The sequence below is a fragment of the Streptomyces sp. NBC_00028 genome (assembly GCF_045041065.1).
In the GTDB taxonomy this organism is placed as follows: domain Bacteria; phylum Actinomycetota; class Actinomycetes; order Streptomycetales; family Streptomycetaceae; genus Streptomyces.
In genome coordinates this window covers 8,599,901-8,624,037 of sequence record NZ_CP108293.1, presented here as the reverse complement: position 1 = coordinate 8,624,037, position 24,137 = coordinate 8,599,901, and the positions used below count along the sequence as shown (strand labels likewise).

The 24,137-nt window shown below is 71.7% G+C and carries 16 protein-coding genes and 1 pseudogene; 7 read left to right on the top strand and 10 right to left on the bottom strand.

Going from position 1 to position 24,137, the window contains the following annotated elements:
- Window positions 1–179: 179 nt before the first annotated feature.
- Both OG885_RS39005 and OG885_RS39000 read right to left on the bottom strand, forming a co-directional pair.
- Window positions 180–593, bottom strand: a complete 414-nt coding sequence (locus OG885_RS39005; protein WP_405740216.1) for a cytidine deaminase — start codon at window positions 591–593, stop codon at window positions 180–182.
- Between the two features lie 17 nt (window positions 594–610).
- Window positions 611–1,390, bottom strand: coding sequence for an SDR family NAD(P)-dependent oxidoreductase (locus OG885_RS39000; protein WP_405740213.1), 780 nt, complete (start codon window positions 1,388–1,390; stop codon window positions 611–613).
- A gap of 255 nt (window positions 1,391–1,645) precedes the next feature.
- Here OG885_RS39000 and OG885_RS38995 point away from each other — a divergent pair, with 255 nt between their 5' ends.
- Window positions 1,646–4,450 (top strand): beta-L-arabinofuranosidase domain-containing protein, encoded by a 2,805-nt coding sequence (locus tag OG885_RS38995; protein ID WP_405740210.1) that lies wholly within the window; start codon window positions 1,646–1,648, stop codon window positions 4,448–4,450.
- 2 nt (window positions 4,451–4,452) lie between these two features.
- On the opposite strand, the gene OG885_RS38990 is transcribed toward OG885_RS38995, so the two are convergent.
- On the bottom strand, window positions 4,453–5,220 hold the full coding sequence (locus OG885_RS38990; RefSeq protein ID WP_405740207.1) for a LysR family substrate-binding domain-containing protein: 768 nt from the start codon (window positions 5,218–5,220) through the stop codon (window positions 4,453–4,455).
- Between the two features lie 67 nt (window positions 5,221–5,287).
- Between OG885_RS38990 and OG885_RS38985 the strand changes: the two genes are divergently transcribed.
- The 4 genes and pseudogenes from OG885_RS38985 to OG885_RS38970 all read left to right on the top strand — a co-directional run bounded on the left by OG885_RS38985 (window position 5,288) and on the right by OG885_RS38970 (window position 10,828).
- Window positions 5,288–5,686: a DUF5997 family protein gene (locus OG885_RS38985; RefSeq protein ID WP_405740204.1), complete on the top strand. Its 399-nt coding sequence runs from the start codon at window positions 5,288–5,290 to the stop codon at window positions 5,684–5,686.
- A 513-nt stretch (window positions 5,687–6,199) separates the two neighbouring features.
- Complete coding sequence (locus tag OG885_RS38980) at window positions 6,200–9,115, top strand: glycosyl hydrolase 115 family protein (RefSeq protein ID WP_405743080.1); 2,916 nt, start codon at window positions 6,200–6,202, stop codon at window positions 9,113–9,115.
- 10 nt (window positions 9,116–9,125) lie between these two features.
- Window positions 9,126–9,876, top strand: a pseudogene (locus tag OG885_RS38975) (SDR family NAD(P)-dependent oxidoreductase).
- Between the two features lie 199 nt (window positions 9,877–10,075).
- Complete coding sequence (locus tag OG885_RS38970) at window positions 10,076–10,828, top strand: LuxR C-terminal-related transcriptional regulator (protein WP_405743079.1); 753 nt, start codon at window positions 10,076–10,078, stop codon at window positions 10,826–10,828.
- Here OG885_RS38970 and OG885_RS38965 read toward each other — a convergent pair.
- The 5 genes from OG885_RS38965 to OG885_RS38945 all read right to left on the bottom strand — a co-directional run bounded on the left by OG885_RS38965 (window position 10,817) and on the right by OG885_RS38945 (window position 19,484).
- The gene (locus OG885_RS38965; protein WP_399960855.1) at window positions 10,817–12,292 is read right to left on the bottom strand and encodes an MFS transporter; all 1,476 of its coding nucleotides are present in this window, start codon (window positions 12,290–12,292) and stop codon (window positions 10,817–10,819) included. The two genes, OG885_RS38970 and OG885_RS38965, sit on opposite strands and share 12 nt — an antisense overlap.
- A gap of 184 nt (window positions 12,293–12,476) precedes the next feature.
- Window positions 12,477–15,851, bottom strand: coding sequence for a pyruvate carboxylase (locus tag OG885_RS38960; RefSeq protein ID WP_405740201.1), 3,375 nt, complete (start codon window positions 15,849–15,851; stop codon window positions 12,477–12,479).
- A gap of 92 nt (window positions 15,852–15,943) precedes the next feature.
- Window positions 15,944–17,131 (bottom strand): cytochrome P450, encoded by a 1,188-nt coding sequence (locus OG885_RS38955; protein ID WP_405740199.1) that lies wholly within the window; start codon window positions 17,129–17,131, stop codon window positions 15,944–15,946.
- Window positions 17,132–17,186: 55 nt separating this feature from the next.
- A complete protein-coding gene (locus tag OG885_RS38950) occupies window positions 17,187–18,653 on the bottom strand; it encodes an MFS transporter (protein ID WP_405740196.1) in 1,467 nt (488 codons plus the stop codon).
- Window positions 18,654–19,484 carry a TauD/TfdA dioxygenase family protein gene (locus OG885_RS38945; protein ID WP_405740193.1) on the bottom strand — a complete coding sequence of 277 codons (831 nt, stop codon included), beginning with the start codon at window positions 19,482–19,484 and terminating at the stop codon, window positions 18,654–18,656.
- Between the two features lie 515 nt (window positions 19,485–19,999).
- On the opposite strand from OG885_RS38945, the gene OG885_RS38940 reads away from it, so the two are divergent.
- Both OG885_RS38940 and OG885_RS38935 read left to right on the top strand, forming a co-directional pair.
- On the top strand, window positions 20,000–21,385 hold the full coding sequence (locus tag OG885_RS38940; protein ID WP_405740191.1) for a bifunctional o-acetylhomoserine/o-acetylserine sulfhydrylase: 1,386 nt from the start codon (window positions 20,000–20,002) through the stop codon (window positions 21,383–21,385).
- Complete coding sequence (locus OG885_RS38935; RefSeq protein ID WP_405743078.1) at window positions 21,382–22,548, top strand: homoserine O-acetyltransferase; 1,167 nt, start codon at window positions 21,382–21,384, stop codon at window positions 22,546–22,548. The genes OG885_RS38940 and OG885_RS38935 overlap by 4 nt, the downstream gene beginning before the upstream one ends.
- On the opposite strand, the gene OG885_RS38930 is transcribed toward OG885_RS38935, so the two are convergent.
- Together OG885_RS38930 and OG885_RS38925 are read right to left on the bottom strand one after the other, a co-directional pair.
- Window positions 22,481–22,723, bottom strand: coding sequence for a barstar family protein (locus OG885_RS38930; RefSeq protein ID WP_405740188.1), 243 nt, complete (start codon window positions 22,721–22,723; stop codon window positions 22,481–22,483). The genes OG885_RS38935 and OG885_RS38930 overlap by 68 nt on opposite strands.
- Before the next feature lie 107 nt (window positions 22,724–22,830).
- A complete protein-coding gene (locus OG885_RS38925) occupies window positions 22,831–24,036 on the bottom strand; it encodes a cysteine desulfurase-like protein (RefSeq protein WP_405740185.1) in 1,206 nt (401 codons plus the stop codon).
- Window positions 24,037–24,137 lie beyond the last annotated feature (101 nt).

Here is a 24,137-nt window from a genome sequence, read left to right as displayed (position 1 = left end):
GCCGATTCTGCCAGGCGCTCCGCTGGTTGAGCCGGGTCAGGGAGGTGCCGGGTGCCGTGAATTGGCGGGTGCGGCGCCGTTGTGGCTGGTCGCGCCCACGCGGCGGAGCCGCACATCGACACAGCCCCGCGCCCCTTGAAGGCCGCTTCGCGCCTTCCTCCCGTCCTGGCCTGCTCGCACTACTTCGCGTCGAGCTGGTGGTCCGCCCAGACGTAGGTCTCCGGCAGCAGGTCTGTGACAGGGACGGTCCGGATGTGGTCGCCCGTGCCGACGATGACCTCGATCGCAGGGAAGTAGTCGAGAAGGACCTGCCGGCATCGGCCGCACGGCGGGACGACGCCCCGGTCGCGGTCGCCCACGGCGACGATCGTGTCCAGTTCGTAGGCGCCCTGGGCGGCCGCCGTGCCGATGAGGACCAGTTCGGCGCAGGGTCCTCCGGTGAAGTGGTAGGCGTTGACCGCGGTGATGATCCGGCCGTCCCGGGCGCGGGCGGCGGCGGCCATGGTGTGGTTGTCACCCCGGCAACGGGTGCGGGCGACGTGCGCCGCGGCCTCGATGAGGTCGTGGTCGACGGGGCGGGTCTGCCTGGTCATCTTCTCCACAATTTCTGTTAGTGCACCGAGAGGCCGCCGTCGACGAAGATCGACTGGCCGGTGACGTACGCGGAGGCGTGGCTCGCGAGGAAGACCGCGGCGCCTTCGAAGTCCTCGGCCAGCCCGTTGCGTCCGACCATCGTGCGGGCGGCGAGCGCCGCGACCTTCTCGGGGTCGTTCGCGAGGCGGGCGTTGAGGGGGGTCATCACGAAGCCCGGCACGAGCGTGTTGCAGGTGACGCCGTACGGCGACCATGCCTCCGCCTGGGAACGGGCGAGGGATTCCAGGCCGCCCTTGGAGACGCCGTAGGCGCCGCTCTGGACGAAGGCACGGTGGGCCTGCTGGGAGGTGATGTGGATGATCCGCCCGAAGCCGCGCTCGGCCATGCCGGGGCCGAACCGCTGCCCCAGCAGAAAGGGTGCCTCCAGGTTGACGGCCATGGTGGTGTCCCACACGTCCTCGGCCAGCTCGCCCATGGGGGGCCGCACGTTGACGCCGGCGGAGTTGACGAGGATGTCCGGCTCCCCGAAGACCTTCACCGCCTCCTCGGCCGCCGCGCGCACGCCGTCGCGGGTGCCGAGGTCGGCGCTGACCCACGCGGCACGGCAGCCTTCGCCCTTCAACTCGTCCACGGTGGACCTCAGTTCCGCTTCCTTGCGGGCTACCACCACCACGCTCGCTCCGGCCCGGGCGAGCGCTCCCGCGACGGCCCGGCCGATGCCGGAGCTGCCACCGGTGACGAGGGCGACACGGTCTTCGAGGGAGAACAGTGCGGAGAGATACGGCTGCGTGGTCATGTCCGCACCCTAGAAGGCGACGTCGGACGCGCTGTCACCCAGGGCCCGTCCCAGTCACGTTGCGCTCGGCACGTTCGGCGACCGCGTCCTCGGCTGTTCGACCACGCCGTCGCGACGCGTCCGACCGGAACTGGGCGCTCCCGACCCGTTGACGCTCACGCGCCCCCTCCCTATCGTCTGGTCGACCATTCGAATGGCGTTCGTTATTTCGAACCCTTCGGACTCCCCTCCCGAGGATGCACCAGAGGAGCACACATGGCCCCGCCCCTCTCCAGACGACACCTCTTCCAGGCCGCCGCGTTCGCCGCGGTCGCGCCCGCGATCTCGTACGCCGCGAGCGGGAGGGCCGTCGCGGCGGCCTCCGTCGCACCCGCCGCCTGGTCCGTACAGCCTTTCTCCCTCGACGAAGTGGCCCTGAAGGCGGGCGTGTTCGCCGACAAACGGCAGTTGATGCTCGACCATGCGCGCGGCTACGACGTGAACCGGCTCGTCCAGGTCTTCCGCGCCAACGCCGGGCTCTCCACCGGCGGCGCGGTCGCGCCCGGCGGCTGGGAGGGACTGGACGGCGAGGCCAACGGCAATCTGCGCGGGCACTACACCGGCCACTTCCTGACCATGCTGTCCCAGGCGTACGCGAGCACCGGTGAGCAGGTCTTCGCCGACAAGATCGCGACCGTCGTGGGGGCGCTGACCGACGCGCGCGCCGCCCTGCGCACCGACCCCAAGATGCTGTCCGTCACCGGGAAATGGGGCAGCGCGCTGGAGAACGTGCGCGGCTCCTACCAGTACGTCGACCTGCCCGCCGCGGTGCTCGGCGGGGCCTCCGCGATCACGCTGTCGGTGTGGGTGAAGCCCACGCACGACGCCAACTGGCAGCGGATCTTCGACTTCGGCAACAACACCACCCGGTACATGTATCTGGCCGGCCGCAACGCGAGCGGTGTGCCCCGGTTCGCCATCACCACCAGCGGGGCCGGCGGTGAACAGGGCCTCAACGGCACGGCCGCGCTGCCGCTGAACCAGTGGAGCCACCTCGCGGTCACGATCTCCGGCAGCACCGGCACGCTGTACGTCAACGGCACCGCCGTCGCCACGAACACCGCGATGACGCTCAACCCGGCGACGCTCGGCACCCTCACCAACAACTGGCTCGGCCGCTCGAACTACTCGGGCGACCCTGTCTACGCGGGCGGCTTCGACGAGTTCAACGTCTGGTCGCGGGCGCTGACCCAGGCCGAGATCACCTCACTCCAGACCAACGAGGCCAAGCTCTCCACGGCCGGACTCGGCAACCTCGCCTCGTACTGGTTCCAGACCACGAGCGGCGGCACCTTCTCCGACGCGTCCGGCCGCGGTCTGACCGCGACCCTGCGCCGCACCTGGGGCGGGCCGAGCCATCCCGGGTTCCTGGCGGCCTACCCGGAGACGCAGTTCATCACCCTGGAGTCGATGACCGCGAGCGACTACACCAAGGTGTGGGCGCCGTACTACACCGCGCACAAGATCCTGCGCGGTCTGCTGGACGCGTACACCGCCACCGGCGACGCCCGCGCCCTCGACCTCGCCTCCGGCATGGGCGACTGGATGCACTCCCGGCTGTCGGTGCTGCCCGAGGCGACCCTCCAGCGGATGTGGGGCCTGTTCTCCAGCGGGGAGTTCGGCGGCATCGTCGAGGCGATCGTCGACCTGTACGCCGTCACCGGGAAGGCCGAACACCTCGCACTGGCCAAGCTGTTCGACCTCGACTCGCTCATCGACGCCTGCGCCGCGAACACGGACACCCTCAACGGCCTGCACGCCAACCAGCACATACCGATCTTCACGGGGCTGCTGCGGCTGTACGACGCGACGGGTGAGACGCGCTACCTCACCGCCGCGAAGAACTTCTGGGGCATGGTCGTGCCGAACCGTATGTACGGCATCGGCGGCACCAGCACCGGCGAGTTCTGGAAGGCGTCCGGGCTGATCGCGGGCACCATCAGCGACACCGACGCCGAGACGTGCTGCGCGTACAACCTGCTCAAGCTCAGCCGGACCCTGTTCTTCCACGAGCAGAGCCCGAAGTACATGGACTACTACGAGCGGGCCCTCTACAACCAGGTCCTCGGTTCCAAGCAGGACAAGGCCGACGCGGAGAAGCCGCTCGTCACGTACTTCATCGGGCTGACGCCCGGTCATGTCCGGGACTACACGCCCAAGCAGGGCACCACCTGCTGCGAGGGCACGGGCATGGAGAGTGCCACCAAGTACCAGGACTCGGTGTACTTCAAGGCGGCCGACGGCAGCGCGCTGTACGTCAACCTCTACAGCCCCTCCCAACTGACCTGGGCCGCCAAGGGGGTGACGATCACTCAGACCACCACCTATCCGCGCGAGCAGGGCACCACCCTCACCTTCGGCGGGAGCAGCGCGGCCTTCGCCCTGAAGCTGCGGGTGCCGTCATGGGCGACGGCCGGGTTCCAGGTGACCGTCAACGGCGCCGCGGTGAGCGGGACTCCGGCCGCCGGGAGCTACTTCACGGTGTCGCGGACCTGGACGGCGGGTGATGTCGTCCACGTCACCGTCCCCTTCCGGCTGCGGGTCGAAAAGGCCCTGGACGACCCGTCGTTGCAGACCCTGTTCTACGGCCCCGTCAACCTGGTCGCCCGCAACTCGGCCACCGGCTACCTGTCGTTCGGGCTGTACGCCAACGCCGCCCTCTCCGGCGACCTGCTGCCCACCCTCACCCCGGTGAGCGGCACGCCCCTCCACTACACCCTGAGCGGCACCGAGTTCGCGCCCTTCATGGAGGGAACGGAGGCCGCGACCCACGCCTACTTCCGGCGTTCCGAGCCCAAGGTCGTCTTCGGGAAGCTCGACTCGGGCGTCGCCAACCCGGCGAGGTCCGACGGCACCACGCTGCTCGACGAGATCTGGGCGGGGGCACCCTTCACGAGCAAGAGCGCGCTGGTGGCCAAGGTGACGTCCACCGTGAACGCGTGGGTGTCCGCCGGGCTGCTCACCCAGGCCAACGGCCAGACGGTGATCAACACGGCGGGGCAGGCGACCTACGTGTCCTAGGTCTAGGACCTGCGCTTGGGCTTGCCCCGCTTGGCGGCGGGCGGCTTGCGCCGTCCGCCCGCCGGGGCCGCCCGCTTCTGCTGCGGCTTCCTGGGCTGAGCGGGCGCCTTGGCCTTCGCCGGCTTCGCCTCGGCCTGCTCCTTGGCCCGGCCCCGCGTGCTGTTGACCGTGCGGCCACGGACGATGCCGATGAAGTCCTCGACCAGGTCCGTGGTCGCCTCCTCCGGCCACGACAGGGCGACGGAGGACTCGGGGGCGTCCGTGACCGGCCGGTAGGTGAGGTCCTTGCGGTGGTGCAGCCGGGCCAGCGACTGCGGGACGACGAGCACCCCGATACCGGCCGCGACCAACTCGATCGCGTCCTCCGTGGTCGCGGGCCGCTCGAAGGCCGGCTCCCCCGGCGGCCGCTCCCAGTCGAAGACGTCGTCAAGGGGGTGCAGCACGGTCTCGTCGGCCAGATCGTCGAGAGTCACCTGCTCCACGGCGGCGATGACGTGGTCCTTGGGGACGACGACGACCGTGGTCTCGGTGTAGAGGGGGATGGCGCTGAAGAACGTACGGTCGACCGGCAGCCGTACGAGACCGGCGTCCGCGGAGCCGTCCCGCAGCGCGTCGACCGCCTCCGCGCCGGAGAGCTGGAGGAGGGTGAGCGGAACGTCCGCCAGCCGCTCGTGCCAGATCCGCACCCACTTCGCGGGGGTCGCTCCCGGGACGTAGGCGAGCCGGAACGCCGGGGGTTCTTCCGGGCCTGTCTTCGGGGGTTCGTCCACGCCTGTCACCTGGCCAGGTTACCCGCCGTGGTCGGCGAAGGTTCACCCAGTCGATACCCTTGACCCCATGACGCAGCACCAGAGCACCCAGACGATGAAGCCCGCGACCGCGGCGAAGAAGCTGGGTGTGTACCTCGAGGCCACCCCCGCCGAGTTCCGTGAGGGTGTCGTCTCGCGGGCCCAGCTCACCGAACTCCAGGCCGATCCGCCCCAGTGGCTCCAGGACCTGCGCGCCAACGGCCCGCACCCCCGCCCCGTGGTCGCGGCCAAGCTCGGCGTGTCCATCGCCGGCCTCGCGCGCGGCGGTGTCACCGAGCCGCTCACCACGGAACAGATCGAGACGCTGAAGCAGGAGCAGCCCGAGTGGCTGGTCAAGGAGCGCGCCACGCAGGCCGAGGTCCGCAAGGAGGGCGCCCGCGTCAAGAAGCTGCACGCCGAGAAGGCGGCACGCGCGGACCGCGACTGACGGAGGGCGCCGGGGGCGCCTGCGGACGCTGGGGCCCTTTCAGGGCTGCGCCCCGGCTGCCCGCCCGGCGGTCGCTTCAGGGCAGGAACCCAGCCGCCCGGCGGGGCTCGCCCGCGTGCGCTGACCGGGCTGCTCGTCCTGCGCGCCGGGACCACGCTCGCGTCCACCGGCGTCTCTCCGCATTCCGCACGGCATCTTCGACCTGGTGATCGGCCTCGACAGCCCGGGCTGCGGCTGATCGTCCAGCCGACCGGCCTCCCTCCGCTGACCGACGCGCATCCACCCGTTCCGGCGCCACCACAGCGGCGCGGGGCCGCCAACCGCCCGGCCCTGACCCCTCACGCCCCTCCATTCCCCCGCTGCACCACTCTGGACGCCCCCCGAAGCCCTGACCTACGCTGCGCGAGAAAGCGCTTTCTAGCCTGGCCATGCCATGCCATGCCAACGGAAAGGCAGCATCTCGTGCCGCACCGCGAGTCATCGTCCTGGTCGCGCAAGTCGTTCCTGAAGGGAATGGCCGCCGTGGGAGCGGCCCCGTTGCTCCCCGGGCTGTTGCCCACGAGCGCGCAGGCCGCGTCCGGGGGCCGCCCCGACTTCCCGCTGGTCGACGCGGGCACCGCCGTCGCCGTCTTCGTGGACGCGGCCGACGACGCCGCCGTGATCCGCGCGGCCGGCGATCTGCGGGCGGACGTCGAGCGGGTCGGCGGGGTCCGCCCGGAGCTGCTGCACACCCTGCCGGACCGGGCAGTCGGCCTCGTCCTCGTCGGCACCCTCGGATCGAGTCCCGTCATCGACCGGCTCGTGGACGACGGACGCCTCGACGTCGCACAGGTGCGCGGACGCTGGGAAGCCTCCGTGACCCAGGTCGTCGAGCACCCCGCGCCCGGCGTGGAACGCGCACTGGTGATCGCGGGAAGCGACCGCCGAGGCACCGTCTACGGCGTCTACGACATCTCGGAGCGCATCGGTGTCTCACCCTGGTACTGGTGGGCCGACGTCCCGGTGGAACGCCGGGACACGGTGACGGTCCCCGCGGGCCGGTTCCTGCGCCGTGAGCCCTCCGTCCGCTACCGCGGCGTCTTCATCAACGACGAGCAGAACCTGACCACTTGGTCCCACCGCACCCAGGAGCCGGACAAGAACATCGGCCCGGAGACGTACAAGCGGATCTTCGAGCTGCTGCTCCGCCTCAAGGCCAACTACCTGTGGCCCGCGATGCATCCGTACTCCGACTTCTTCAACAAGTACCGCGAGAACCCCGAACTCGCCGACGAATACGGGCTGGTCGTCGGGTCGAGTCACCCCGAGGCCCTGCTGCGCAACGGCGTCCACGAGTGGGAGCCGTGGGCCGGCGAGCACCCGAACGCCGACGGCAGCCTGCCGGTGTACGACTACACGGTGAACCCGGCCGTGATCTCCGACTACTGGCGAGCCCGCGCGAGACAGAACGCCGCCTACGAGAGCAGCTGGACGCTGGGCATGCGCGGGCTGCACGACAGCGCGCTGGAGACCAAGTACGCGACGACGATCCCCGAGAAGGTCGTCGTGATGAACGACATCATCGCCGACCAGCGCCGCATCCTCACCGAAGAGGTCGGGGCCGTGGTCGAGCCGCAGATCTTCATCCCGTACAAGGAAGTCCTGGAGCTGTACAACGCCGGTGTCCAGGTCCCCGACGACGTGACGCTGATCTGGCCGGACGACAACCACGGCAACATGCGCCAGCTGCCGAACGACAGCGAGCGCGCCCGTTCCGGCGGCAACGGCATCTACTACCACCTGTCCTACTGGGGCCGCCCGAAGAGCTATCTGTGGCTGGACACCACCCAACTGGCGAAGGTCTGGCAGGAGTTGCGCCGCGTGTACGAACACGGCGTGGATCGCATGTGGATCTTCAACGTGGGTGATCTGAAGTCGATCGAGACGGGGCTGTCCTTCTCGATGGACATGGCCTGGGACGTGGACCGTTGGGGTCCGGACGAGGTGGAGGACTTTCTCGCCGATTGGGAGGGGCGGCAGTTCGGGCGCCGGTACGGCCGGGAGATCGCCGCGATCCGCACCGAGTACTACCGGCTCGCGGCGGAGCTGCGCCCCGAGTTCATCGCGCCCGGCATCCTGTCCGTGATCCATCACGGCGACGAGGCGGGACGGCGACTGGCCGCGTACGAGGCGTTGCTGGCGCGGGTGCGGGCGGTGGCGGCCGAGGTGCCCGCGGAGTGCGCGGATGCCTTCTACGAGCTGGTCGAATACCCGGTGCACGGGGCGTACTTGATGAACCTCAAGTACTACTGGGCGGACCGCAACGCGCTCGCCGTGCGGCAGGGGCGCGGGGTCGGCGCGAACCGTTTCGCGGACCTGGCCCTGGCCGCGCACTCGGACGAACAGGCGCTCACGCTGCGGTACAACACCCAGGTGGCGGGCGGGAAATGGGACGGCTACATCAACCCGTACCCCTCCCAGATCCCCAAGGCGCCGGGGCGTCCGACCGTCACCCGGGTCACCCGGACGGAGACGTCGGGGCTCGGGGTGGCGGCGGAGGGGAACGAGACGGGGGCGGCCCGGCCGCTGCTCTTCTCCGCCTACTCCCGTGACCGGCGGTTCGTGGACGTCTTCAACACCGGCTTCCTGGCGCTGGACTGGACGGCGGAGCCGGGTGCCTCGTGGCTGCGGCTCAACACCTCGGGCGGATCGCTGACCGAGCAGACGCGGGTGTGGGTCGAGGTCGACTGGGAGCGGGCGCCGGAGGGCACGCTCGACACCTCGGTCGTCGTCACCGGCGGCGGACGGAGCGTCGAGGTGCCGGTGCGGGTGGTCAACGACGGTGCGCGGGCGCGGCGGCGGGCCCGGGGGTTCGTCGAGGCGGGCGGATATGTGTCGATCGACGCGGCGCACTTCGAGCAGCGGGTGGCACGGGGCGGGGCCCGCTGGCGGGTCGTACGGGGTCTCGGGCGTCGTACCGGAGCCGTGGAGGCGGTGCCGTCGACGGCGGCCTCGGTCACCGGTGACTTCGCCTCTCGGGCACCGGAGTTGAGGTACCGGGTGCGGTTCTCGTCGACCGGCGCCTTCCCCGTGACCGTGTTCCGGCTGCCCTCGCTCGACGAGCGCGGGTATCGGCGGGTGGCCGTGGCGCTGGACGACCAGCCGGCCGTCGTGCTCACCGGGCAGGCCGTCGCCACCGGCAACCGCGGGGACGCGTGGGCACGTAACGTCGAGGACGGCGTGGAGAGGCTGACCACGACCGTGAGCGTCGCCGAGCCCGGTGAGCATGTGCTGCGGATCTTCATGGTGGACGCGGCGATCGCCGTCGACCAGATCGTGGTCGACACCGGCGGGCTGCCCGTCAGTTACCTGGCCGCGCCCGAGAGCTATCACCCGGTGTTCAACCCCGAGCCGTCCTACGAGCCGGGTCTTGACGTGCCAGGACAGTAGGTTGTCCGGCATGGGCGAGAGGACGACCCGGCTGGCCGGGAAGGTCGTCGTCGTCACGGGCGCGGCCCGTGGTCAGGGTGCCGCCGAGGCGGCCGCCCTGGCCCCGCCGGGGCCGAGGTGGTCGCCACCGACGTACGTCCGGAGGGCGAGGGCTGCCGTCGCCTCGACGTGAGCAAGGAGACGGACCGGGCCGAACTGGCGGCCGAGATCAAGGAGTTGTACGGGCAGGTCCATGGCCTGGTCAACAACGCGGGGATCATCCAGCGCGCGGGCGCGGGGAGGTGACGGCCGCGGACATGGCGCGGGCGCAGGCGGTCAACACCACCGGGCCGCTGCTCGGCATCCAGTACCTCGCCCCGCTGATGGCGGCGGGCTCCTCCATCGTCAACGTCGGTTCGTCCGCCGCCCTGACCGGCTACTACCCGGTCGCCTACACGGCCGGCAAGTGGGCGCTGCGCGGGCTGTCGAAGATCGCGGCGACGGAGTTCGGGCCGCGCGGCATCCGGGTCAACACGATCCATCCCGGCTTCATCGAGATGCAGATGACCACCGCCGCCACGGACGCCTTCCGGGCGGCGACCCTGCGGGAGACGCCGCTCGGGCGCAGCGGAACGGTCGACGACATCGCCCCGCTCGTGCTGTTCCTGATCTCCGACGAGTCGTCCTTCATCACCGGCGCGGACATTCCGGTGGACGGGGGCCTCACTGCCCACGGAGGCGTCAAGTCCCTCTCGGACGCGGCGCGCCCCGACCCCGGCTGAGAGTGCCGTGCGGGCCGCCGGTCCCCCGTTCCGGCGGCCCGCACGGAAGAGGGAGAGAACCAGGCACCCCCTCCGGGCCTGTTCTCCCCCAGTTGTTGCATTCTGGAACAGCAAGGTGACACGCAGGTATGGGTACAACTGCGTACGCGAGCGGGCGGAGCGGGACGTGGCACAGGGGCTTGGCGGGGCCTATGAACGCATGCTGTCGGTGGCCGTGGCGGCACTTCACCAACGCGATCCCGACCTGCTCTGGCCGTCGGTCGCGGCCGCTCTGCCGGAGCTGTGCGGCGGCGAGACACTGATCTACAAGCTGGACGACTGGAGCGAGGACGGCGGCACGCTGGGCCTGTCCTCCGAGGTCGCCGCGGAGTTCGGCGGTCTCGGGGCCGAGGCGATGGGGCTGCTGCGCGCGGGCTACCCCTTCGCGGGGCACTACGCCGCCGCGCCGGACCGGACACCGGTCACGGCGCGGACGGCCGCGGGGCGGGCGTGGGGCGCGAGCCGGACGGCCCGGCTGCTCGACGACCTCATGGACGTCGACCAGGTGCTGGGGATACCGCTGCCGGGGTCCGGTGCGCCCGTCACCGGTTGTCTCGTCTACCGCTCGGGCCGGGACTTCACCGAGGACGAGGTGCGGGTCGCGGGCCTGCTCCAGCCGCTGCTCGCCGGGATCGAGCAGCAGCGGCAGCTCCTGGAACGCCTGCGGCGCACCGCCTCGCCGGACGCCGGTACGACCGAGGTAGGGCTGACGCCGCGGGAGACGACCGTGCTGCTCCTGCTCACCGACGCGCTGACCGCCGCCGCCATGGCCCGCAGGCTCGGTATCTCGGAGCGGACGGTGCACAAGCACGTCGCGAACATCTACCGCAAGCTCGACACCCACGACCGGCTGGGCACCGTACTGCGCGCCCAGCGGTTGGGGCTGGTGCCGGCGCCCGTCTCACTGCGGTGAGGGTGTCCCGCCGCCGTTGCCCTGGAGTCGCTCCAGGTCGGACGGCCGTACCTGAATGGCGAGTACGGCGATCAGCGCGGCGACCGCGGTGAAGATCGCCGCGACGATGAACGCGGCCGAGACACCGGCGGTGAGGACCTGGTCGGCCCATTTCCCGGGCAGTTGTCCCGTGCGCTTGAAGAAGAGCTGCTCGGCCGGGGTGGCCTGCGCGAAGAACTTCTCGGTCTCGTTGCTGCTGGCCGTGCCGAACGTCGTGACCAGGATGGACAGGCCGAGCGAACCGCCCACCTGCTGGGTGGCGTTGAGCAGCCCGGAGGCCGCGCCGGTCTCCTGCACGGGCACGTCGGAGAGCGCCATCAGCGTCAGCGACACGAACTCCATGCCCATGCCGAGGCTGAACACCAGCATCGGGCCGAGGACACTGCCCGCGTAGGTGGAGTGGATGTCGGTCAGCGTCAGCCAGGCGAGGCCGGCCGCGGCGAGGATCGCGCCCACCACCATGAAGGGCTTCGGCCCGTAGACGGGCAGGAACCGCGAGGCCAGTCCGGCGCCGACCGCGATGACCGCGCTGACCGGCAGGAACGCGAACCCGGCCTGCAACGGGCTGAAGTCCAGGACGTTCTGCACGAACAGCGTGAGGAAGAAGAACATCCCGAAGATCGCCGCCGCGAGGCAGAGCATGATGCCGTACGTCCCCGCCCGGTTGCGGTCGGCGAACATGTGCAGCGGCGTGATCGGTTGCCGGGAGCGCCGCTCGATGAGGACGAACGCCGTGAGGACGACGATCGCCGCGGCGAACGAGCCCAGCGTGTAGGCGTCCCGCCAGCCCTCCTGGGCGGCTCTGATGAACCCGTACACCAGCAGGACCATGCCGACGGTGGAGGTGAGGGCGCCGGCGATGTCGAAGTGCCCTGGATGGCGCTCGGACTCCCTGATCCAGCGGGGTGCGGCGGCCGCGATGAGCAGTCCGATGGGGACGTTGACGAACAGCACCCAGCGCCAGTTGAGGTACTCGACGAGGATGCCGCCGGCCAGCAGTCCGATCGCGCCACCACCCGCCGAGACCGCGGCGAACACCCCGAACGCCCGGTTGCGCTCGGGGCCTTCACGGAACGTGGTGCTGATCAGGGCGAGGGAGGTCGGGGAGGCGATGGCGCCGCCGACGCCCTGGAAGGCGCGGGCGGCGAGGAGTTGGGCCTCGTTCTGGGAGAGGCCGCCGAGCAGGGACGCGAGCACGAAGAGCAGCACGCCCACGATGAACATCCGCCGCCGCCCGAGGATGTCGCCGGTGCGTCCGCCGAGCAGCAGCAGCCCGCCGAAGGTGAGCGTGTAGGCGTTGACCACCCAGGACAGGCTCGTGGTGGAGAAGTCGAGCGAGCGCTGGATGTCCGGCAGGGCGATGTTCACGATGGTGATGTCGAGGACCACCATCAGCTGACACGAGGCGATGACCAGCAGTGCCATGGCGTTTCCGCCACCCCCGGTGCCGGGGGTGGCCGTCTTCGCGGCGGAACGGGAGCTGGTCATGGGCGTCGCACTCTCGGGAGTGGCACCGTCACCACGGGTCAGTGAACGGCGCCGTCCACTAGACGACCGTACGCCGGTGTGACGCCCGTCACCACTCGATCGGGAAATCCGCCCGACCGGCTCAGCCGATCACGAACAGCAGATCGCCGCCCTCCACCTGCTGGATCTTGTTGATGGCGAGCCGGGACACCTTCCCCGCCTTCGGGGCGGTGATCGCGGCCTCCATCTTCATCGCCTCGATGGTGGCGACCGTGCCGCCGGCCGTGACCTCGTCGCCCTCGGCGACCGCGAGGGTCACCACGCCGGCGAACGGGGCCGCGACATGGCCGGGGTTGGAGCGGTCGGCCTTCTCGGTGACGGGGAGGTCGGAGGCGGCGGCCACGTCACGGACCTGGATGGGCCGCAACTGGCCGTTGAGCGTGGACATCACGGTCCGCATCCCGCGCTCGTCGGCCTCACCGACGGCCTCCAGACCCATCAGGAGCCGGACGCCGGGCTCCAGGTCGACGGCGTACTCCTGGCCCGGGCGCAGGCCGTAGAAGAAGTCCTTGCTGTCGAGGACGCTGGTGTCGCCGTAGGTCTGGCGGTGGGTCTCGAACTCCCGCGTGGGGCCGGGGAAGAGGAGCCGGTTGAGGGTGGCACGCCGGTCCTTCTCCAGCCCGTCGCGGTCCTCGGCCGTCAGCTGCGGTGCGGGCTTGGCGGCGGCGCGGCCCTTCAGGGCCCGGCTGCGGAACGGCTCCGGCCAGCCGCCGGGCGGGGTGCCCAGCTCGCCGCGGAGAAAGCCGATGACCGAGTCGGGGATGTCGAACCGCTCGGGCGTCGCCTCGAATTCCTCCGGCGACACCCCGGCGCCGACCAGGTGCAGGGCGAGGTCGCCGACCACCTTGGACGACGGGGTGACCTTCACCAGATGGCCGAGGATCCGGTCGGCGGCGGCGTACATCGCCTCGATGTCCTCGAAGCGGTCGCCGAGACCGAGGGCGACGGCCTGGGTGCGCAGGTTGGAGAGCTGGCCGCCGGGGATCTCGTGGTCGTAGACCCGGCCGGTCGGCGAGGCGAGGCCCGCCTCGAAGGGGGCGTAGATCCGGCGGACGCTCTCCCAGTACGGCTCCAGGTCGCCGACCGCGAGCAGGTCGAGGCCGGTGGGCCGGGCGGAGTGGTCGGTGGCGGCGACGATCGCCGACAGCGAGGGCTGGGACGTCGTACCGGCCATGGAGGCCACCGCCCCGTCCACGGCGTCCGCGCCGGCCTGGATCGCGGCCAGGTAGGTGCCGAGCTGACCGCCCGCGGTGTCGTGGGTGTGGAGGTGCACCGGCAGGTCGAACTCCCGCCGCAGCGCCGATACGAGGGTGGCGGCGGCCGGTGCCCGCAGCAGACCGGCCATGTCCTTGACGGCCAGGATGTGCGCGCCGGCCTCGACGATCTGCTCGGCGAGCCGCAGGTAGTAGTCGAGGGTGTAGAGCCGCTCGTTCGGGTTCGACAGGTCGGAGGTGTAGCAGAGGGCGACCTCGGCGATCGCGGTGCCGGTCTCGCGTACGGCCTCGATGGCGGGCCGCATCTGGCCGACGTCGTTGAGCGCGTCGAAGATGCGGAAGATGTCGATGCCGGTGGCGGCGGCCTCCTGCACGAAGGCGTCGGTCACCTCGGTCGGGTACGGGGTGTAGCCGACGGTGTTGCGGCCGCGCAGCAGCATCTGGAGGCAGATGTTGGGGACGGCCTCGCGCAGGGCGGCGAGCCGCTCCCACGGGTCCTCGGCGAGGAAGCGCAGGGCGACGTCGTAGGTGGCGCCGCCCCAGCACTCGAGGGAGAGGAGTTCGGGCAGGGTGCGGGCGACGACCGGGGCGACGGCGAGGAGGTCCTTGGTGCGCACGCGGGTCGCGAGCAGGGACTGGTGGGCGTCGCGGAACGTGGTGTCGGTGACGCCGATGGTCGGGGACTCGCGCAGCCGGCGGGCGAAGCCCTCCGGGCCGAGCTCGGTGAGCTGCTGCTTCGAACCGGCGGGCGGCACCTCGCTCGTGTGCCGCGGCAGCTTGGTCGTCGGGTCGATCAGCTGGGGGCGCTCGCCGTGCGGCTTGTTGACCGTGACGTCGGCGAGATAGGTGAGCAGCTTGGTGCCGCGGTCCGCGGAGGTGCGGGAGGTGAGCAGGTGCGGGCGCTGCTCGATGAACGACGTGGTGACGCGGCCCGCCTGGAAGTCCGCGTCGTCCAACACGGCTTGGAGGAACGGGATGTTGGTGGCCACGCCGCGGATGCGGAACTCGGCGACCGCGCGCCGGGCCCGCTTGACCGCGGTACCGAAGTCCCGGCCCCGGCAGGTGAGTTTGACCAGCATCGAGTCGAAGTGGGCGCTGATCTCCGTACCGGCGTGGGTGGTTCCGCCGTCGAGACGGATGCCGGAGCCGCCGGGCGAGCGGTAGGCGCTGATGCGGCCGGTGTCCGGGCGGAAGCCGTTGGCGGGGTCCTCGGTGGTGATCCGGCACTGGAGGGCGGCGCCGTGCAGGGTGACCGTCTCCTGGGAGAGCCCGAGGTCTGCGAGGGACTCACCGGCGGCGATGCGGAGCTGGGACTGGACGAGGTCGACGTCGGTGACCTCCTCGGTGACCGTGTGCTCGACCTGGATGCGCGGGTTCATCTCGATGAAGACATGGTTGCCGGCCGGGTCGAGGAGGAACTCGACGGTGCCGGCGTTGCGGTAGCCGATCTCGCGGGCGAAGCGCACGGCGTCCGCGCAGATCCGGTCGCGCAGCTCGGGGTCGAGGTTGGGCGCCGGGGCCAGCTCGATGACCTTCTGGTGGCGACGCTGGACGGAACAGTCGCGCTCGAAGAGGTGGATGACGTTGCCCTGGCCGTCGGCGAGGATCTGCACCTCGATGTGGCGCGGGTCGACGACGGCCTTCTCCAGGAAGACGGTCGGGTCGCCGAACGCGGAGGCCGCCTCACGGGCCGCCGCCTCGATGGACTCCCGCAGCGTGGCCGGGTCCTCGACACGCCGCATACCTCGTCCACCGCCACCGGCGACGGCCTTCACGAACACCGGGAAGCCGATGTCCTCGGCGGCCCGCACCAGCTCGTCCACGTCGCTGGAGGGCTCGGAGGAACCGAGAACAGGCACTCCGGCCGCGCGGGCGGCGGCCACCGCCCTCGCCTTGTTGCCGGTGAGTTCGAGGATGTCCGCGCTCGGCCCGACGAAGGTGATCCCGGCTTCCTCGCAGGCACGGGCCAGCTCGGGGTTCTCGGAGAGGAACCCGTAGCCGGGGTAGACGGCGTCGGCGCCGGCCTGCTGCGCGGCCCGGATGATCTCCTCGACGGAGAGGTAGGCCCGCACCGGATGCCCCGGCTCGCCGATCTCGTACGCCTCGTCGGCCTTGAGCCGGTGCAGTGAGTTGCGGTCCTCGTGGGGGAAGACCGCGACGGTCCTCGCGCCCAGTTCATAGCCGGCGCGGAAGGCGCGAATCGCGATCTCGCCTCGGTTGGCTACCAGTACCTTGCGGAGCATTCCCGATCCCTTCGGCCTGCCGGTGACGGACACCATGGTCGCGGCTATGGCCGCCGGGTGCCATGAGAGGCAGGTCACTCGGAAACGGAGATTTAGCCCGTTTGCCCGTTCCGCCCCCATCGGGTGTGGAGGGTGGCCGGCTTCCGGAAGACCAGACCGTACGGCGCCGCCGGGTGCTCCTCGTCGAGACGCAGGTCCGGCAGCCGGGCGAGAAGGGTCCGCAGGGCGATGCGGGTCTCCAGGCGGGCGAGGTGCGCGGCGATGCAGTGGTGGGGGCCGTGGGCGAAGGCCAGTTGGAGGCGGGCGTTCTCGCGGCGCACGTCGAAGCGGTCGGGGTCGGGGAAGACGGCCGGATCGCGGTTGGCGCCGGTGAGGGAGACGGTGACGAGGTCGCCGCGGCGGATCGTGGCCGGGCCGAGGTCGGTGTCGCGGGTGGCGTAGCGGTCGACGACGGCGGCGCCGGGTTCGAGGCGCAGGGACTCCTCGATCGCGCCGTCGACGAGGTCGGGTTCGGCCTGGACCAGGGCGAGTTGGTCGGGGTGGCGGAGCAGCTGCAGCAGCGCGTTGGTGATCATCGCCTCGGTGGTCTCGATGCCGCCGAACATCAGGACCGCGGCGTTGGAGGCGACCTCGGGCAGGGGCAGCCGGTCGGCGGCGGAGCCGAGCAGGGAGGACGTGCCGTGCGCGGCGACGGTGGCGTCGACGGCCGCCCGCAGCTGGGCGTAGGCGGCGGCGCCGTGCGGGCTGGGCCGGTGTCCGGCGGTGATGTCGGAGACCGACGCCACGATCGCCTCGTACCAGGCCAGGACGGTGTCGGTGCCGACGCCGGAGAGACCGAGCGCCTCGGTGACGACGGCGACCGCGAGGGGGCCGGCGAAGGCGCGGCGCAGTTCGGCGGCGCCGGCCGGTTCGAGGCCGGTGACGAGCCGGTCGGTCTCCTCCTCGATGAACGCGGCGAACCGGTCGTACGTCTGCCGCGGTTTGAAGGGCGCGGCGAAGGGCTCGCGGTGCCGGGCGTGCTCGGGGCCGTCGAGGGACAGCATGCTCGGGCCGACGACCTGGGCGGTGGAGAAGCGGGGGTCGTCGACGGTGAAGGTCCCGGCGTCCCGCATCACGGCGACGGCGAGATCCCGCCGGGTCACGAGCCAGCCGTTCAGTTCGGGCAGCCAGGACACGGGCTCCTGGGCGCGGAGCAGGGCGAGACGGGGGTGGGGGTTGCCGGCGAGCTCGGCGAGGGTGGTGGCGGCACCGAGGGGGAAGGGGGCGGCGGCGAGGGGCATGAGGCGTCCAGGGCAGGGGGACTTGGGGCGGTGGCAGTCGAGGTGGAGGTCAAAGCTATCTCTCCCCGCACGTCGCATCCGGGCCGGGCCCGACCGCCGGTACCGGTTCCACGGGCCTCGACGCCGTCCCTGTCGGCCGGGTGCCGGGGTGGCGCAGGAGCGAGAGGGCCAGGGCTACGGCGAGCAGGCCCGCGCAGACGCAGGAGGCCAGGGCGTACGCGGTCCTCGGGGACGCCGGCGCGATGTGGAGGTAGACCGCCGAGACCGCGCTCAGGCACACCGCGGCGGCGATGCGCTGGGCCATCTGCAGGAGGCCGCCGCCCACGCCCGCTGCCTCGGCGGGCGCGTGCTGGAGCACCTGGGTCTGGTTCGGCGAGACGGTGAGTCCCCCGGCGACCCCGCCCAGCGCCTGGGTGACGGCGAACGCGAGCGGCAGGGCCGTGACCGGTGCCCGCAGCGCGAGCGCCGCCCCCGCGAGCGTGGCGAAGATGCCGAGGGCGAGCCCGACGGACACCGTGCGCGGCCCGATCCGCCGGACCAGTCGCCAGGCGAGCCCGGAGGAGACGCCCATGGCGATCGCCGACGGCAGCGCGACCGCCGCCGTCACCAGGGCGGACAGTCCGAGCCCGTCCTGGAGGAAGACGGTGAGCACGAGGTAGGACGACAGCGAGGCGCCGAACTGGGCCATGGCGACGGCCGTGCCCAGCACGTACGGCCGGGACGAGGTCAGCGCCGGGTGGAGCAGTGGCCGTCGGCCCCCGCGGATGCGGAGGCGCTGGTGTGCGGTGAAGGCGGCGGTGAGGGTGGCGACCAGCGCCGCCCACCCCAGGGCAGCTCCCGCGCTCTCCGGGGTGCGGATGAACGGCACCATCAGGGCGAGGGTGCCCGCGCAGATCAGGGTCAGGCCGAGGACGTCGAGGCGGGAGTCGCGGGCGGTGCGCCGGGGCGGGGGCAGCCAGCGGGCGGCCAGGGCCAGGGTGACGAGGGCGCACGGGGTGCTCAGCAGGAGGCAGTACCGCCAGCCGGTGGCGGGGCCGAGTGCGGCGACGAGCGCACCGCCGAGCGGCGGGCCGAGCGCCGACGCCACCCCGGCCGTCACCGCGTAGCAGCCCAGCGCGCGACCACGGTCCTGCCCCTGGAAGACGTCCTGAAGGGTGCCGATCACCTGGGAGTTGACCAGCCCGGCCGCGGCGCCCTGCACCAGCCGGGCGGCGATCAGGGTCCCCGGTCCGTCGCCGGTCGCGGCCGTCACCCCCGCGAGGAGGAAGACGGCCACGCCGACGAGGAAGAACCGCTTGCGCCCGTGCAGGTCACCGAGGCTGCCGCCGGGGATCAGGGCCAGCCCGAAGGCCAGCGAGTAACCGGCGACGATCCACTGGACGTCCGCCGTCCCCGCCCCGAGCGACTCCCGCATGCCGGGCACGGCGATGTTCAGCACCGCCTGGTCCAGCAGGGTCGTCGCACCGGCGGCCATGCACACCAGCAGCACCCGCCGGGCGGCTCGGTCCTTGCCGGGAAGCATTCAGGAACGCCGCTCCGGGAGCGGACCCGTCTCGGGCGCCACGCCGATGACCTTGCGGTAGACGCGTGCGCCGTCGCCGTAGTCGTCCACGGCGTAGTGCCAGGTCGCGCGGTTGTCCCAGAGGACGAAGTCGCCGGGCCGCCAGCCGAAGCGGATGGTGTAGTCGGGCGAGGAGGCGTGCCGGAGCAGATGGTCGAGCAGCACCTTGCCCTCCGCCGGGGTCACGCCGGTGAGCCGGGTCGCCGAGGTGCTGATGAAGAGTCCCTTGCGGCCGGTGTCCGGGTGCGTGAGGACGACGGGGTGCTCGGTGATCGTGCCGGTCGCGGTCTTCCTGCTGCCCTGCGCGTAGTTCTCCGCGTTGCCGTCGTAGACCGCGCTCACCGACTCCAGGAGCACCTTGAACGGCTCGGACAGATCGTCGTAGGCCGCCTGGAGGTCCGCCCAGAGGGTGTGGCCGCCGAGTTCGGGGACCACCTCGTAGGTGAGGGACTCGATGGCGAAGACGGGGTCGCGCCACAGTCCGCCGATGTGCCAGGTGCTGGCTTTGCCGGTGTGCCGCACGTCGTACGGGTAGACCAGCGGGTGGGCCGGGTCCTTGACGGCGGTCGGGTGGTCGAAGGGCTCCGCGAACAGGCTTACGGCGGCGACGTGTTGGTCGGGGGTGAGGTGCTGACCCCGGAAGACCAGCACCTTGTGGTCCAGGAAGGCCTGCCGCAGCGCGGCGGCGGTGGCCTCGTCGACGGGGGCGGTCAGGTCGACGCCGGTGATCTCGGCGCCGAAGCGGGGGCCGGCGCGGTGGACGGTGAGGGGAGTGACGGCGGTGGTGGTCATGACGTCCTCTCTGCGGGTGCGCAGCGCAACCGGCCCCATGACAGGGCTGGTTGACGGCGGATCAGAAAAGCGCTGAGGAAGGGGAGTTGGTCGCGAACCGGTGAACGGCGGTCAGCGACAGACCTCGTCGAACTGGTCGGCGCGGCGGCTCACCCAGAACGGGTCGAGCAGCACCGTGTGTGCCTGGCCAGTGGTCTCCATGGCCCGGATCAAAGCACACGCCGGAAGGTGCGTCCACCACGCGTCCCGCGGGGTGAGACGTCGTCTGCATGCTGGCGCGGATCGCGCGTGCTGTGGTTATCTGGCGGCATGACCGTGCTCGTGACCCGCCGCCACGTCGACTACGTGCGTGTCACCACCACGGGTTGTTCCGCCGCCAGCTGACGCCTCGCTCCGGCTTCTGAACAGCACGTTTCTCTTTCTCATCGCTGTGCGCTGACCGCTGCCCCCTGCTTTGTGCGGGGCGCGGTCCCGCACGCCTACCCTCCTCCGCACTCCGCACAGGGAGCAGCACCATGAGCCAGCCCATCGACTCCGTCACCGCCGGTCACACCCCCGAGGAAGCGTCCGGGGGCATCGACATCCCCGCCTGGTCGTTCGAGACCAAGCAGCTCCACGCCGGTGCCGCGCCCGACCCGACGACCGGGGCGCGCGCGACGCCGATCTACCAGACGACGTCGTTCGTGTTCCGCGACACCCAGCACGCCGCCGACCTGTTCTCGCTGGCCGAGCCCGGCAACATCTACACCCGTATCCACAACCCCACCCAGGACGTGTTCGAGCAGCGGATCGCCGCGCTGGAGGGCGGTGTCGCGGCGGTGGCGCTCTCCTCCGGGCAGGCTGCGGAGACCCTCGCGATCCTGACGCTGGCGAGCGCGGGCGACCACATCGTCTCCAGCACCTCCCTGTACGGCGGTACCTACAATTTGTTCCGGCACACGCTGCCCAAGTTCGGCATCGAGGTGTCCTTCGTCGACGACCCGGACGACGCCGAGGCGTGGCGGGCGGCGATCCGGCCGAACACCAAGGCATTGTTCGCGGAGACGCTGGGCAACCCGCGCGGCAACGTCCTCGACGTACGCGCGGTGGCGGACGTGGCGCACGCGGCGGGGGTGCCGCTGATCGTGGACAACACGGTCCCGACTCCCTATCTCCTGCGGCCGCTTGAGCACGGCGCGGACGTTGTCGTGCACTCGGCGACCAAGTTCCTCGGCGGGCACGGCACGACGATCGCGGGTGTGGTCGTCGACGGCGGCACCTTCGACTTCGGCGCGCACGCCGAGCGGTTCCCCGACTTCACCGAGCCCGACCCGAGCTACCACGGGCTCCAGTACTGGCCCGCGCTCGGCCCGGGCGCGTACGCCATCAAGCTCCGCGTCCAGCTGCTGCGCGACCTCGGCCCGGCGCTCTCCCCGCACTCGGCGTTCCTGCTGTTGCAGGGCGTGGAGACGCTGAGCCTGCGCATCGAACGGCACTCGGCCAACGCCCAGGCCCTGGCCGAGTGGCTGGAGCAGCGCGACGAGGTGGCCGCCGTCCACTACGCGGGACTGCCGTCCAGCCGCTGGTACGAGGCGGGGCGGACGTACCTGCCGCGCGGCGCGGGCGCGGTGCTGGCGTTCGAACTGCGGGACGGGGTCGAGGCGGGCAAGCGGTTCGTGGACGCGGTCGAGCTGTTCAGCCACCTCGCGAACATCGGTGATGTCCGCAGCCTGATCATCCACCCCGCCTCCACCACGCACAGCCAGCTGGACGAGGAGCAGTTGGCGGCGACCGGCACGTCGCCTGGCCTGGTACGGCTGTCGGTCGGCATCGAGAACCTCGCCGACCTCAAGGCGGACCTGGAGGCCGGCTTCCGCGCGGCGAAGGGTGTCGCCGAGGGCGCGAACGAGGCCGGGTCCTGAACACCGTACTGACGCCCTCCGAGGTTCCCCTCCCGCCGTCGGCCTCCGGGGCCTGGCGGGAGGGGGACCCGCCCGGCCGTCGCCAGTGGTACGCCCGGGAGCAGCCGCTGCCGTTGGAGGCGGGGGGTGAACTGCCGGGCGTGCGGCTGGCGTTCGAGACCTGGGGGTGGCTGGCGCCGGACGCGTCCAACGCGGTGCTCGTGCTGCACGCGCTCACCGGGGACAGTCATGTCGTCGGCCCGGCCGAGCCCGGTCACCCCAGCCCCGGGTGGTGGGACGGGCTCATCGGGCCGGGGCGCGCCCTGGACACGGACCGTTGGTTCGTCGTGGCGCCCAACGTCCTGGGCGGCTGCCAGGGCAGCACCGGGCCCTCGTCGCTCACCCCGGCGGGGCGGCGCTGGGGCGGCGACTTCCCGTTCCTGACCCAGCGCGACCAGATCGCCGTGGAGGCCGACCTGGCCGACGCGCTCGGTATCGACAGTTGGGCGCTGGTGGTCGGCGGGTCGATGGGCGGGATGCGGGCGTTGGAGTGGGCGGTGACGTATCCGGAGCGGACGCGGGCGTTGCTGCTGCTCGCCACGACGGCCGCGGCGAGCGCGGAGCAGATCGCCTGGGCGACCATCCAGCTCCAGGCCATCCGCGGGGACCCGTACTGGCACGGCGGCAACTACCACGACACCGGACGGGGCCCGCACACCGGACTCGGCCTGGCCCGCCGGCTCGCCCATGTCACCTACCGCAGCGAGCCGGAACTCGCCGTCCGCTTCGGCCGCGCGGCTCAGGAGGGTGAGGACCCGTGGAACGGCGGCCGCTACCGGATCGAGTCCTACCTCGACCACCACGCGACGAAGCTGACGCGCCGCTTCGACGCGGGCAGCTACGTCGTCCTGTCCGAGGCCATGAACAGCCACGACGTCGGCCGGGGGCGCGGCGGCCTGCGCAGCGCCCTGAGCCGGGTGACCGCACCTGCCCTCGTGGCCGGTGTCGACTCCGACCGCCTCTATCCGCCGTCCCAGCAGGCGGAGTTGGCGACGGCCATCGCCGGCGCGGACCGACACCGCCTGATCGAGTCGCCGTACGGCCACGACGGCTTCCTCATCGAGACGGAACAGGTGGCGGCCCTGGTGACCGAACTCCTGGGACCGGCCACTCCGCACCGGTGAGCGTCGCCGTCAGACGATTCCCGTCGCGGGACACACGAACGTCCATGCCGTCGGCGTCGAGCCGCAGGTTGGCCTGCCGGGCGGCCGGGCGATCGTGCAGACAGTCGGCCAGCGCGTCCCAGGTGTGACCGAAGCAGCCCGGGCAGGACAGCTCACGGGCGAAGGCGGCGAACACTGCCTCGCGCCTGTAGCGCGGAGGTCTCGACCGCCGCCCATCGGTGGTCGCGGCGGGTGAAGACGACCCATGACGGGCGGTGCTCGGCGAAGGGGGCGCTCATGACCTCAGCGCCCCAGGAAGTCGGCCAGGCCCGTCAGCAGTCGGTCGACGTCCTCAGCGTCGTTGTACGGCGCGAGGCCGATGCGCAGGCCGCCGGTATCGCCGAGGCCGAGGCGGCGGGAGGCCTCGATCGCGTAGAAGGAACCGGACGGGGCGTGGACTCCGCGCTCGGCGAGGAAGCGGTAGGCGTCCACCGTGCCGTGGGCCGCGAAGGTCAGCAGCAGGGTGGGCGTGCGGTCCGCCGCGCGGGAGTGGATCGTGATCCCGTCCAGCGCCGCGAGGCCCTTGTCCAACTGGGTGCGCAGCGCGTGCTCGTGCGCTTCGAGTCCCGCGTAGGACGCCTCCAGGCGCTGGCGCCGGGTCCCGGTCGCCCGGGTGTCCATGCCCGCGAGGAAGTCGACGGCCGCCCTGGTCCCGGCGAGGAACTCGTAGGGCAGCGTGCCCAGTTCGAAGCGTTCCGGGACGGCGTCGGTGGACGGCACGAGCTTGTCGGGGTGCAGCGTCTCCAGCAACTGCGGGCGGGCGGCGAGGACTCCGTGGTGCGGGCCGAGGAACTTGTACGGGGAGCAGATGTAGAAGTCGGCGCCGAGCCGTTCCAGGTCGAGCAGGGTGTGCGCGGCGTGGTGGACCCCGTCGACGTAGGCCAACGCGCCCGCCTCGTGGGCCAGTCGGGAGATCGCGGGGATGTCGGGGCGGGTGCCGATGAGGTTGGACGCGGCGGTGACGGCGACCAGACGGGTCCGTTCGGACAGTACCGCGCGGATGTCGTCGACGGTCAGCTCACCGGTGGCGGGGTCGAAGTCGGCCCAGCGCACGGTGGCTCCGGCCCGTTCGGCGGCCTGCGTCCACGGGCGGATGTTGGCGTCGTGGTCGAGGCGGGTGACGACCACCTCGTCACCGGGTGACCAGGTCTTGGCGAGGGTGCGGGAGAACTCGTAGGTGAGCTGGGTGGCGCTGCGGCCGAAGACGATCCCGGACGCCTCGGCGCCCAGCAGGTCGGCGAGGGCCGCGCGGGTCTCGGTGACGATCGCCTCGGCGTTCCGCTCCCCCGGCACGCCGTGCCCCCGGTTCGACAGGGGGTGGGCCAGGGCGTCGGCGATGGCGTCGATGACGGGCCGGGGCGTCTGGGTGCCGCCGGGGCCGTCGAAGTGGGCCGTTTTGGCCGCGAGGGCGGGGAACCGGGAGCGGAGGGCGGCGATGTCGTACGTCACGTGCAGCTCCTTCGAGGGTGGCCGGTGCACGAGTCAACCTCATCGCCCGCGCCACGGCGACATCGCCCCGTGCCCGTGGCCCGAACGTCCGAGGGCCGGCC